Raw genomic sequence first — 11,328 nt, 5'->3', positions numbered from 1 at the left:
GCCGGACGACGCTGGAAGAGGTCACTTCGCCTCTTTGACAGCGCTGCTGAGTGCTTGCTCCCACGCCTTGTCGGGGGTCAGCTTGCCCTGCTCGACGGCCTGCAGCGCGGGCTCGAAGGCCCGCTCCTTGACCGCCTGGTGCTTCGGGCCGAGGACCAGCGGCTTCAGCGTCTTGGCGCCGTCACCGAAGATCTTGCCGACCGGAGCGTTGGAGAAGTAGTCGTTGGTCAGCGCCAGGAACGCCGGGTCGTCCAGCGCCTTCGGTGCCGTCGGCAACGGTCCGGCCTCCTTGAACGCGGCCACCTGGCCGGTCGGCGAGGTCAGGAACTTGGCCAGCTCGTAGGCCTCCTTCGGGTGCTTGCTCTGGGTCGGTACCGCGAGCCACGAACCACCCCAGTTGCCACCACCACCAGGTACGGCGGCAACGTCCCACTTGCCGGCGTTCGCCGCGCCGGAGTTGCCCTTGATGATGCCGAGCATCCACGACGGGCACATGGTGACCGCGAAGCTGCCGTTCTTGAAGCCGGCCTCCCAGTCCTTCGACCAGACCGGGATCTTGGCGCTGACGCCTTCGGAGATCATCGTCATCGACGTGGTCCAGGAGTCCTTGACGACCGGGTTCGAGTCGGCGATCAGCTTGTTGTCGCGGTCGTAGAAGTTGGTGTCACCGGCCTGCGACAGCATCGCCGAGAAGCTGGTGGTGACCGAGTCGACGAAGCCCTTGGCGCCGGTGTTGGCAGCCGTGAACTTCTTGCCGGTGGCGATGAACGAGTTCCAGTCCGGCCACAGCTTCGAGACCGCGTCCCGCTCGGTCGGCAGCTTCGCCTTCGCGAACAGGTCCTTGCGGTAACAGACCGCCAGGCCGCCGACATCGGTACCGAGCCCGATCAGGGGTCCGTCGGCGCTGACCCGGCCGAGCTCCCACTTCCACGGCAGGAAGTTGGGCTGCAGTTCGGCAGCTCCGTGGTCGAGCAGGTTGACGAAGTTCTGCGGCTGGGTCTTGAACTCGTTGAGGACACCCTCCTCGAGCGCCACGATGTCCCCGGCGCCGCTGCCGGCCGCCAGGTACTGGACCAGCTTGGGCTTGTAGTCGTCGAGCTTCTGCACGTTGCGCAGCTCGACCTTCACATTCGGGTGCTCCGTCTCGTACTGGGCGGCCAGCGCCTTGTACCCGAAGTCCCCGAAGGTGTCGACCACCAGCGTGATCTTGCCGTCCGCCGCGGGCGTGGTGCCCTCGGTGTTCTTACTGCATGCCCCGACCATGCCCAGTGCTGTCACGGCAGCCACCGTGACTGCCAGGAACCGCTTCGTCTGGCTCATCGCCTGACCCCTCCTCGATACGTGAGCACTCCCGGTATCTGGGAGCGCTCCCAGGAGCATCGAGGGAGAGTCAGGGCCTGTCAAGAGCTCGGTGGGAGCGTTCCCAAATCGAGTCCGAACAGTGTCCGCTACTTCTTCCGGGAGGTGATCACGCGCTGGAGCAGGATGAACACACCGAGCAGCAGACCGACGAAGATCTTCGTCCACCAGGAGCTGAGCGTGCCCTGGAAGCTGATCACCGTCTGGATCAGGCCGAGGATGAGTACGCCGAGGACGGTGCCGATCAGGAAGCCCGATCCACCGGTGAGCAGCGTGCCGCCGATGACCACGGCCGCGATCGCGTCGAGCTCCAGGCCGACCGCGTGCAGTCCGTACCCGGACAGCATGTAGAAGGCGAGCAGCAGTCCGCCGAGTGCCGAGCAGAAGCCGCTGATCGTGTAGACCCCCAGCTTGGTCCGGGCCACCGGCAGCCCCATCAGGCGTGCGGACTGCTCGTTGCCGCCGGTCGCGTAGACGGTCCGGCCGAACCTGGTCTGATGCAGGACATAAGCGGCGATGGCCACGACGGCCACGGCGATCAGCACACTGGGGGAGATCCAGAGCCCGCCGCCGAGGCTGATCTGGGTCTGCGCGGCGGCTGTGAAGGCCGGGTCGGTGATCGGGATCGAGTCGGTGCCGATCGTGTAGCAGAGGCCGCGGGCCAGGAACATACCGGCCAAGGTCGCGATGAACGGCTGGATCTCGAAGAAGTGGATCATGCAGCCCATCCCGAGTCCCAGACCGGCACCGATCAGCAGGACCACCACGATCACGGCCAGCGGCGGCCACCCGGCATTCAGCAGTACCGCGGCGACCATGGTGGCCAGGGCGACCACCGACCCGACCGACAGGTCGATACCGCCGGTGAGGATGACGAACGTCATACCGACGGCGACGACCAGCAGGAAGGCGTTGTCGATGAAGACGTTCAGGACGACCTGGGTCGAGAAGAACCCTTCGTAGCGGGCGCCGCCGGCGATGAACATGGCCACGAAGAGCCCGGCCGTCACCAGCACCGGCAGGTATTTGCGCGGAACCACCGCGCCGGTCAGGGCAGTCACCGTGCAACCTCCGTTGTCTCTTGCACCGGCTGGGCGGCCGGTCGCTCCCGGCGCGGGAAGACCCGGGCCCGGAAGGCCGCCGACTGCAGCAGGCAGACCACTGCGACCACGAGTGCCTTGAACAGCAGCGTCGTCTCGGGCGGTACGCCGATCGAGTAGATCGTTGTGGTCAGCGTCTGAATCACGAGCGCACCCAGGACGGTGCCCCCGAGCGAGAACCGGCCGCCGGTCAGCAGAGTGCCGCCGATGACGACCGCGAGGATCGCGTCCAGCTCGATCCACAGGCCGGCATTGTTGCCGTCGGCACTGGAAACGTTCGAGGCCACCATCACTCCGGCGATCCCCGCGCACAGCGCAGCGAACGCGTAGACGGTGATCAGGATGCCGCGCGAGCGCAGACCGGCCAGCCGACTGGCTTCGGCGTTCCCGCCCACCGATTCGATCAGCAGGCCGAGCGCGAGCCGCCGGGTCAGGAACACGGTGGCCGCGAGCACCACCAGCGCGAGCAGAATGCCGAACGGCAGCATCAACAGGTAGCCGCCACCGATGACCTTGAAGCCCGCATCGGTCACGGTGATGATCTGGCCGTCGGTGATCAGCTGGGCCAGCCCGCGCCCGGCGACCATCAGGATCAGTGTCGCCACGATCGGCTGGATGCCGATCACCGCGACCAGGAAGCCGTTGAAGGCTCCCAGGACCAGCGCCACCGCAACAGCCAGCGCGACGGCTGCGAGTACGCCGGTCCCTTGGCTGATCGCCAAGCAGGCAAGGGCTCCGGAGATGGCCACCACGGATCCGACCGACAGGTCGATACCGCCGGTGGCGATCACGAGGGTCATCCCCAGCGACACCAGCACCAGCGGTGCGCCGAAGCGGAGGATGTCGATCAGGCTTCCGTAGAAGTGGCCGTCCTTCACCTCGATCGACAAGAAGCCGGGGGAGAAGAAGAGATTGAGCAACAGGAGCAGGGCCAGTACGACGGCCGGCCAGAGCAGCCGCCGGTTCATGACCGTCCGCCGCTGGCGATGGTCTGCATCAGTACCTCGGTGGTCAGGGTGTCGTCGTTGGGTAGTTCGGCGATCAGCCGACGGTCGCGCAGAACACCGACCTTGTGACTGAGCCGGAGGACTTCTTCGAGCTCGGCGGAGATGAACAGCACGGCCATCCCGCCGTCGGACAGTTCGGCGACCAGACGCTGGATCTCGGCCTTGGCGCCGACGTCGATTCCCCGGGTCGGCTCGTCCAGGATCAGCAGCCGCGGTTCGAGGATGAGCCAGCGGGCCAGCAGCACCTTCTGCTGGTTGCCGCCGGACAGATTGCGGACCAGCTGTTCGGGATCGGCCGGGCTGATCTTCAACGCCTTGATGTATCGGTCGACCAGCTGGGCCTGTTGTTCACGGGGGATCGGCCGCGTCCAGCCACGCCGGGCCTGCAGCGCCAGTACGACGTTCTCCCGCACGGTCAGGTCCGGGATCAGCCCGTCGGCCTTGCGATCCTCGGGGCAGAAGGCGATCTTGTGTGTCATCGCGATCTGCGGAGTCCGCAACGACACCGGTTCACCGTCGATCGTGACGGTCCCGCCGGTGGCGTGGTCGGCACCGAACAGCAGCCTCGCCACCTCCGTCCGGCCGGAGCCGAGCAGACCGGCCAGGCCGACCACTTCGCCCTCGCGGATCGTCAGTGAGAACGGTTCGATACCGCCGGTGCGGCCGAGCTCGGTGGCTTGCAGCAGGGTGCCGGTCGTCCGGGCCGGCGGCCGCTCCTCCAGCCGCTCCAGCTCAGCCAGGTCGCGGCCGATCATCTTCGCGATCAGCTCCACCTGGCCGAGCTCGCCGGTCGGGTAGGCGCCCTCGCGCCGCCCGTTGCGCAGGATCGTCATCCGGTCGGCGATCTCGTACACCTGGTCCAGGAAGTGCGAGACGAACAGGATCGCGACGCCCTGCTCCTTCAGGTTCCGCATCACCTTGAACAGTTGCTCGACCTCGCCGGTGTCGAGACTCGAGGTGGGTTCGTCCAGGACCAGCACCCGCGCCTGGACCTCGAGTGCTCGCGCGATGGCGACCATCTGCTGGATCGCCAGCGAGTACTGCGAAAGTGGCGCGGTCACGTCCAGATCGAGGTCCAGTGCGGCGAGCCGCTCAGCCGCTCGCCGGCGCATCGGCTTCCACTGGATCCGGCCGAACCGGCGCGGCTCCCGCCCGAGCAGGATGTTCTCCGCGACCGAGAGGTTCGGGCACAGGTTCACTTCCTGGTAGACGGTGCTGATCCCCGCGTTCTGGGCCTCGAGCGGGTGTGCGAAGGTGACCTCCCGGCCGTCCAGCAGGATGGTCCCGCTGTCGGCCGGGTGGACACCGGTCAGCACCTTGATCAGCGTGGACTTGCCCGCGCCGTTCTCGCCCATCAGGGCGTGCACCTCACCGGGCAGCACCCGGAGATCGACGTCGTCCAGCGCCGTGACGCCGGGGAACTGTTTGCCGATCCCGGTCAGTTCCAGGATCGGTGCGGCCGAGGTCATTCGCCTGCCTTCCGTCGGTGGGTCAGTACTGGCGCGAGGCCAGGACCTTCTTGGCCTGCTCCTGGGTGAAGGTGGTCTCCTCGGTCACCACCCGGGCCGGGACCTCCTCCTTGGCGAGCACCTTCTTGGTCAGGTCCATCAGTTGCGGACCGAGCAGCGGCGAGCACTCGACGATGAAGCTGATCTTGCCGTCGGCCAGCGCCTGCATGCCGTCCTTGACCGCGTCGACGGAGATGATCTTGATGTCCTTGCCGGGCACCTTGCCCGCGCCCTCGATGGCCTCGATCGCACCGAGTGCCATGTCGTCGTTGTGGGCGTAGAGGACGTCGATGTCCGGGGTGGACTTCAGGAAGGCCTCCATCACCTCTTTGCCCTTGGCCCGGGTGAAGTCGCCGGTCTGGGAGGCCACCACCTTGAACTTGGCGTCGGAGCCGATCGCCTCGGCGAACCCGGCCTTGCGGTCGTTGGCCGGTGCGGAGCCGGTGGTGCCTTGCAGCTCGACGATGTTGACCGGTCCGGCCTCGGCCTTGTACTCCTCGGTCAGCCACTTGCCGGCCTTACGGCCTTCCTCGACGAAGTCCGAACCGAGGAACGTCTTGTACAGCGTCTTGTCGGCCGAGTCGACGGCCCGGTCGGTCAGGATGACCGGGATGTTCGCGTTCTTGGCCTCCTTGAGCACGGTGTCCCACCCGGACTCGACCACCGGCGAGAAGGCGATCACGTCGACCTTCTGCTGGATGTACGAGCGGATGGCCTTGATCTGGTTCTCCTGCTTCTGCTGGGCGTCGGAGAACTTCAGGTCGATCCCGGCGGCCTTGGCGGCCTCCTGGACGGACTTCGTGTTCGCGGTGCGCCAGCCGCTCTCGGCGCCGACCTGCGAGAAGCCCATCGTGGTCTTGCCGCCACCAGGCGCGGCTGCCCCGCTGTCACTCGTGCCGCACGACGTCAGTGCGGCGGCGGTGACGCCGGCCAGCACGAGTGCGGAGATCTTCTTGAGCATGGCGTTGCCAGTCCTTCCGTCGGAATGCGCTACCAGATTGCGCTGCCTAACTGTGAGCGCTAACATTTTGGCCGTCAAGACCTCCCGGCAACGGACAAGTAACGGGTTGGACGCAGCTGTTACCGCTAACAAATGCCGGCGGCGCGATGCTCAGCTCGGCGGTGCCGGCGTGCCGAGCAGGGTGGCGCCGGTGCTGGAGAGCGTGTGCAGCACGCTCTTGCCGGTACGGCGGGTGGTGATCAGGCCGGCCTCGCGCAGCGCCTTGGTTTGTTCGCTGGCGGTCGCGGAGGACAGATCGAGCGCGCGGGCAAGGTCGGTCGTGGAGCGGTCGCCGTTCGCGAGACAGTCCAGCATGTCGGCGCGAGTCTTCCCGATGACGGCGTCGAGGCGGATGCCCTCGGTGCGGGTGTCCCACCAGCCGAGGCGATGCCGGATCGGGTAGGCCAGCACGAACGGTTCGCCCGGCACATCGAGGATCGACGTGTCACCGAGCGCGAAGAACGATGGCTGGATGACGATGCCGCGACCATCGACGTACAGGTCGCGGTCGGTCCGCTTGTTGCGCAGGACGAGGACTGGCGCCTCCCAGTGCACGTGGCCGCCGAGTGATGCGAGCAGGGCGTCGACACCCTCGTCACACAGCAGACGTCGTACTCGAATGAGCTCGTCGGAGACCTGACGGCGGATCTCCTCCCACGAAGGCTTGAGATGTGTTTCGTGGAACTGGATCAGGTTGGTGCCCAGCGCGCGCAGGGTCTGCCGGTCGCCGGCTGCGAGGTCACGCACCCAGCCGGCTGGGCGGGGGCACTGCTCGTGCAACGTGACGAGATCGCTGCGCAGGCACGCGCGCGGTGTCCTGAGGACCTCCTCGATGCCGACCCGCAGATCGGTCGTGCCGGTCGCGGGCGTCAGGAAGTCGGCGAAGTAGCCCGTCGGCGGCGACAGGTGCCGCAACATGCTCCAGCGGCCCAGCCCGGCCAGCCGGACCCGGCGCCGCCACGGTCCGAAGATCACCGGCCCGCCGCTGTCGAGCAGCTGGATACTGTGCACCAGCTCCCAGAGCGGATCGATATCCGGTGCGATCCGGATCCGCCGGATGTCGTCCGTACTCAGATGGATGCGCCACATCGCTCCCCCTCGCCGACCTGCGCAAACAATTCGGCCCCACCCGAAGTTTTACCCCACCAGCGGTTCACCCTTCTACGTTTCCGGGTGTCGAGGCGATCACCGCCTCCGCCCCGCAATCGCCGACATCCGGGAGGAACCATCCATGAAACTCTTGCCACGCCTGGCCGCAGTGCTCGCCGTCGCCGGAGCTGCTGCCGCCATCACCACAGTGCCGGCGCATGCCGACAACGGTGACGGCAATGTCGACTGCAACACCGGAGAGATCTGCTTCTACTACGACTACAGTCTCGGGAACCTCCGGCGGCAGTTCTGGAACGGCGACATGCAGCACAACGACGACTACTACTGGGACGTCGCGAACAACCGGCAGTCGAGCATCAAGCTGATGGACACCGCCGGTTCGTTCTGGAACCGCGACACGGAGTGCGCGATCAAGATCTGGGACGTCACGAGTACCGGCGGCTGGTTCGTCACCTTCACCGCGCCGAGGGGCTGGAAGGGCGACCTCCGCACGGTCAGCAAGCAGAACCGCAACAACGGCCACAGCCGCTGCTGATGAGCTCACCCGACAACGGTTACGGCTGCTCCTCGAGCAGCCGTAACCGGCTCTGGATCCTGCCCCTGTTCCTGCTCACCGCCTGCGGTACGCCGGCCCCACCCGCAGCCGTCGTCGTTCCGGCCCCGACGGTCCGCGTCCAGGCGCCACCCCAGCCGTACGACGCCTTCCGTGGCGACCTCCTCGACGTGATCGCGGCCGCCGTACTGGTCGAACGCGACCGCTGCATGGCGAAAGCCGACTACCCCGAACTGCAAGAGATTGGCGGTCAGCCGGTCTCGGGTTCGTTCGACGATCTGAAGGTCACCGCTGGTTCGTTCGGCGCGACGGGCGCTGCGGAAGCGCGGCGGCGCGGGTTCGGCCGAGATGTGCCGGCTGAACCACCGGCGGTCCGCAGTACGAGTCAGCAGTTCTCCGCTGCGATGGATCGCTGCACGCAAGAGGCGAATGCGCGCCTCGGCCCCAATGCCCAAGAGGTGCAGAACCGCTACTACGACCTCGGAAACCAACTGCGGATGGCACTGCGGCCGGTCTACGCCGACAAGATGCCGCCCCGATTCGCCGTACCGGTCCTGGCTTGCCTGCAAGCCAAAGGCTTCACCTCCAAAACGCCCGATGTCCGAAGCTTCGGAGTCCCCTTCGGCGACGCAGGCCCCGAGCCGTCGCGCGGTTGGGACAAACGCGGCGTCCTACAGGTCCGCCCGGCCAACCCGGCCCGCCCCTACGTCCCCACCAGCAAGGAGTCCGAACTAGCAGCCGCCTGGTACGACTGCACAACCACCGCAGGCTGGCCCCGCTACCAACTAACCCGAGCCCTAGCCCTGCAGGCCGCCACAGTCCGCAACCTCAAACCCCAACTGGACGAACTCACCCCCACCATCAAATCCCTGGCCCACCAGGCCAACACAGTAATAGCCCAGCAGTGATCAGGAGATCTTGAGCGCGTTGGCGGTTGTCAGGACGCGTAGGACGGCGAGGGTGGGGGCCAGGATCAGGCCGGCGTGGACTAGCCAGGCTAGGTCGGGGGCCCAGAGGGGGAGTTGTGCGCGGGTTAGGCCGGCGAGGGTGGGGAGGCTGGCTAGGGCGAAGGTCAGGGCGCCGAGGGTCAGTACGGTGAGGGCGAGCTTGATGAGGCGGGGCTTGCGTGGGCCGGGTTTTGGGCCTCGGAACAGGCGGACCGCCGTACCGATGGTGAAGGCGAGCAGGAGTGCGGTGACCAGGCTGAGGGCTGCTAGCGCGGTTGGGTAGGCCGGGTCGATGTCGTGGCGCTCTGGTGTAGTGCCCGCGAGGCGCGAGGCGATCCCTTGGGCGGTGTCGAGTAGGCGGGCGTCGTGGAAGGGGCCGTAGGCGTTTTGTAGTACTACTACTGCCTGGCGTCGCTGGGGGAGTAGGAGGATGGCGGCTTGGTAGCCGGGGGTGGCGCCGGCGTGCCAGATCATGGGCTCGTTGGTGCCGGGGATCTGGGAGGTACGCCAGCCGAGTGCGTAGCCGTTGTTGTCGGCTCGCGGGGTGTGCAGCAGGGCGCGTTCCTTGTCGGTCAGTACGGGGCCACCAGGCAGTTGGGTTCGTGCGTACGCCGCTAGGTCGGCCACCGAGCCGGCCAGGTAGCCGGCTGGGACGGTGGCTGGGTCGATCTGGGTCTTGAAGGGGCGGGCGGTTCCGAATACGTAGCGATGGCCGGGCGGGAGCGTTCGATCGGCGTCGGCGAGCGTCGGGCTCATCTGCGCCGGCCGCAGCAGCCGCTCCGAGAGAACCTGAGCGAACGGCTGCCGAGTGACTGCTTCGACGACCGCGCCGAGCACGATGTAGTTGAGGCTCGAGTACGAGTGCTTCTTGCCTGGCTCGGAGATCGGTTCGAGGTCAGCGATCTGCGGGATCACCGACGTGATGCTCCGATCCTCGTCGTACCGGTCGGTGAGTTGCAGTCCCGCGGGCAGGCCGCTGGTGTGGTCGAGGAGTTGGCGCACAGTCATCCGAGCTGTCGGGTACGGCGGAAGCACCGTGGCGACGGCGGAATCGAGGTCCAGCACGCCGTCCCGGGCGAGCAGGACCGCCAGGGTCGCGGTGACCGGCTTGGAGACCGAACCCCACAGGAACGGTGTCCCCGGACCCACGTTCTGACCGTGTCCGTCGACGCCGGACGTGGCTTGCTGCTGGATGCCCTCGGCGCCTACGACGGCGTACGCAACACCCGGTACGCCGGCTTCGGTAGGAGGTAGTGGCACGGCCGGAACGCTGAGGCCGAGTGCCACGAGCAGTTTTAGCAGTATAGCCATATGGCAATCTTTACCATATGGCTATATGATTTACGAGTGCCGAAGATCGTTGATCACGAAGACCGCCGGCGGTTGATCGCCCGTGCCTTCCAGGAGCAGGTGGCCGAGCTGGGGTTCGCGACCACGACGTATGCGCGCGTCGCCGCGAGCGCGAACATCTCGGTCGGTCTCATCCAGCACTACTTCGCCGACCGGAACGCGTTGATCGAGTTCGCCTATCACGACCTCGTCCAGCGCCGCGACGAGCGGATCGAGGCGGGAGTGGCAGCAGGCGAGAAGAAGCGCTGGCCGATCCGCCGGATCCTCGACGATGTCGTCCGTGAGCTGCTTCCGCTCGACGAGCAGCGCCGTCGCGAGCACCGTGTCGCGCACCAACTCCAACTCGCTGCCGCCCAGGATCCACACCTGGCAGCCCTGGCTGTGGGCGCCCACGAGGCCCTGCAGCAACGAGTAGTGACCGCGGTGCGTAACGGCAAGGAATGCGGCGAGGTCGAATCCGGCGTGAACGCGCCCATCGCCGCCGTACGGATCATCAGCACCGTCTACGGCCTGGCCGACATCCTCTCCCTACGCACCGACCGCCAACCCGACCGTCACCACCAGGTGCTCGACCCCATCCTCGCCACCGTCTTCACAGGTGAGTGCCGCCGCTCGAAAGCCCGCCTACATGCCTTGGCCGGTGGCTAGTTCGTGGCGGAGACGGTCGGGGGGTGCTGATGGCTGAAGAATCTCACCGCCCGACCGTACAGCTGTCCGGCAAGGTCGGCACAAGGTTGGTGCAAGGTCTGTCGGGACCGGGCGGGTGATGCTGAGGCACGTAAGGGCTGTTCGGGGGCCCTGTAGATCCCAGCATCGAGAGAACAGGATGAGTCATGAAAATTCGATCAACACGCATCCGCTTCGTCGCCGGCGTGATCAGCGCGGTGGCGGTGGGAGCGCTTGCGCTGAGTGCGTCTCCGGCTTCCGCCGCGCAGTCTGACAACTATGTGCGCGGCTACGACACCTACGTGGGCGACTGGGGCGACGAGGGGCCGATGGCCTTCGGGTTCCAGGAACACAACGAGTCGAACGCTGTCTGCCTGTGGCAGAAGATCCTCTGGGCCGAGGGCGCCCAGGAGAAGGACGGCACCAAGTTCGACGCGGCGGATGTCGACGGTGAGTTCGGCGCGAACACGGATCACGCGACCCGGAACCTGCAGGCCAGGTGGAAGCTGACCGTCGACGGCGAGGTCGGCGGCGGCACCTTCGGCCGCGCCGACAACGAGCTCAAGAAGACGGGCGGCAGCGAGGCCAGGGGGAAGCAGCTCGAGATGACGTACTACGGCGATCACGGCAGCTTCTCGGTGGTGCGCAACAGCGAGGGAAAGTACGCCTTCCGGGACGGTGACAACGTCTGGCGCGTCGCCGGCTACGACTACCGCACCTGCAGCTGA

11 protein-coding genes are annotated in these 11,328 nt (G+C 66.8%); 4 read left to right on the top strand and 7 right to left on the bottom strand.

Translation table 11 applies throughout. The features are described 5' to 3' along the window. Positions 1 to 21: 21 nt before the first annotated feature. From ACFCV3_RS05755 to ACFCV3_RS05730, 6 genes are all read right to left on the bottom strand, one after another. Positions 22 to 1,320, bottom strand: coding sequence for an ABC transporter substrate-binding protein (locus tag ACFCV3_RS05755; protein WP_376026418.1), 1,299 nt, complete (start codon positions 1,318 to 1,320; stop codon positions 22 to 24). Positions 1,321 to 1,448: 128 nt separating this feature from the next. Beyond that, positions 1,449 to 2,420, bottom strand: a complete 972-nt coding sequence (gene yjfF, locus ACFCV3_RS05750) for a galactofuranose ABC transporter, permease protein YjfF (protein ID WP_376026417.1) — start codon at positions 2,418 to 2,420, stop codon at positions 1,449 to 1,451. Continuing rightward, positions 2,417 to 3,427, bottom strand: coding sequence for an ABC transporter permease (locus tag ACFCV3_RS05745; RefSeq protein WP_376026415.1), 1,011 nt, complete (start codon positions 3,425 to 3,427; stop codon positions 2,417 to 2,419). Before ACFCV3_RS05745 ends, yjfF begins: the two co-directional genes overlap by 4 nt. Next, positions 3,424 to 4,935 (bottom strand): sugar ABC transporter ATP-binding protein, encoded by a 1,512-nt coding sequence (locus ACFCV3_RS05740; protein WP_376026414.1) that lies wholly within the window; start codon positions 4,933 to 4,935, stop codon positions 3,424 to 3,426. Before ACFCV3_RS05740 ends, ACFCV3_RS05745 begins: the two co-directional genes overlap by 4 nt. A 22-nt stretch (positions 4,936 to 4,957) precedes the next feature. After that, positions 4,958 to 5,935, bottom strand: a complete 978-nt coding sequence (locus tag ACFCV3_RS05735) for an ABC transporter substrate-binding protein (RefSeq protein WP_376026412.1) — start codon at positions 5,933 to 5,935, stop codon at positions 4,958 to 4,960. A 150-nt stretch (positions 5,936 to 6,085) separates the two neighbouring features. Next, on the bottom strand, positions 6,086 to 7,063 hold the full coding sequence (locus ACFCV3_RS05730; protein ID WP_376026411.1) for an ArsR/SmtB family transcription factor: 978 nt from the start codon (positions 7,061 to 7,063) through the stop codon (positions 6,086 to 6,088). A gap of 142 nt (positions 7,064 to 7,205) precedes the next feature. Between ACFCV3_RS05730 and ACFCV3_RS05725 the strand changes: the two genes are divergently transcribed. Together ACFCV3_RS05725 and ACFCV3_RS05720 are read left to right on the top strand one after the other, a co-directional pair. Then, complete coding sequence (locus tag ACFCV3_RS05725; RefSeq protein ID WP_376026409.1) at positions 7,206 to 7,619, top strand: hypothetical protein; 414 nt, start codon at positions 7,206 to 7,208, stop codon at positions 7,617 to 7,619. Beyond that, on the top strand, positions 7,619 to 8,545 hold the full coding sequence (locus tag ACFCV3_RS05720; protein WP_376026408.1) for a hypothetical protein: 927 nt from the start codon (positions 7,619 to 7,621) through the stop codon (positions 8,543 to 8,545). The genes ACFCV3_RS05725 and ACFCV3_RS05720 overlap by 1 nt, the downstream gene beginning before the upstream one ends. Here ACFCV3_RS05720 and ACFCV3_RS05715 read toward each other — a convergent pair whose 3' ends face one another. After that, complete coding sequence (locus tag ACFCV3_RS05715) at positions 8,546 to 9,895, bottom strand: serine hydrolase (protein ID WP_376026407.1); 1,350 nt, start codon at positions 9,893 to 9,895, stop codon at positions 8,546 to 8,548. It lies immediately after the preceding gene. A 36-nt stretch (positions 9,896 to 9,931) separates the two neighbouring features. On the opposite strand from ACFCV3_RS05715, the gene ACFCV3_RS05710 reads away from it, so the two are divergent. Both ACFCV3_RS05710 and ACFCV3_RS05705 read left to right on the top strand, forming a co-directional pair. Further along, positions 9,932 to 10,582, top strand: a complete 651-nt coding sequence (locus ACFCV3_RS05710; protein WP_376026405.1) for a TetR/AcrR family transcriptional regulator — start codon at positions 9,932 to 9,934, stop codon at positions 10,580 to 10,582. A gap of 185 nt (positions 10,583 to 10,767) precedes the next feature. Then, positions 10,768 to 11,328, top strand: a complete 561-nt coding sequence (locus ACFCV3_RS05705; protein WP_376026403.1) for a peptidoglycan-binding protein — start codon at positions 10,768 to 10,770, stop codon at positions 11,326 to 11,328.

Source organism: Kribbella sp. NPDC056345, assembly GCF_042262745.1.
Classification (GTDB): domain Bacteria; phylum Actinomycetota; class Actinomycetes; order Propionibacteriales; family Kribbellaceae; genus Kribbella.
This window is presented reverse-complemented; position numbering and strand designations above follow the sequence as displayed.

Bases quoted from the DNA above. Each gene is read 5' to 3' on its own strand.
- ACFCV3_RS05755 (WP_376026418.1), bottom strand. From the start codon at position 1,320: ATGAGCCAGACGAAGCGGTTCCTGGCAGTCACGGTGGCTGCCGTGACA.
- ACFCV3_RS05745 (WP_376026415.1), bottom strand. From the start codon at position 3,427: ATGAACCGGCGGCTGCTCTGGCCGGCCGTCGTACTGGCCCTGCTCCTG.
- ACFCV3_RS05740 (WP_376026414.1), bottom strand. From the start codon at position 4,935: ATGACCTCGGCCGCACCGATCCTGGAACTGACCGGGATCGGCAAACAG.
- ACFCV3_RS05735 (WP_376026412.1), bottom strand. From the start codon at position 5,935: ATGCTCAAGAAGATCTCCGCACTCGTGCTGGCCGGCGTCACCGCCGCC.
- ACFCV3_RS05730 (WP_376026411.1), bottom strand. From the start codon at position 7,063: ATGTGGCGCATCCATCTGAGTACGGACGACATCCGGCGGATCCGGATC.
- ACFCV3_RS05725 (WP_376026409.1), top strand. From the start codon at position 7,206: ATGAAACTCTTGCCACGCCTGGCCGCAGTGCTCGCCGTCGCCGGAGCT.
- ACFCV3_RS05720 (WP_376026408.1), top strand. From the start codon at position 7,619: ATGAGCTCACCCGACAACGGTTACGGCTGCTCCTCGAGCAGCCGTAAC.
- ACFCV3_RS05715 (WP_376026407.1), bottom strand. From the start codon at position 9,895: ATGGCTATACTGCTAAAACTGCTCGTGGCACTCGGCCTCAGCGTTCCG.
- ACFCV3_RS05705 (WP_376026403.1), top strand. From the start codon at position 10,768: ATGAAAATTCGATCAACACGCATCCGCTTCGTCGCCGGCGTGATCAGC.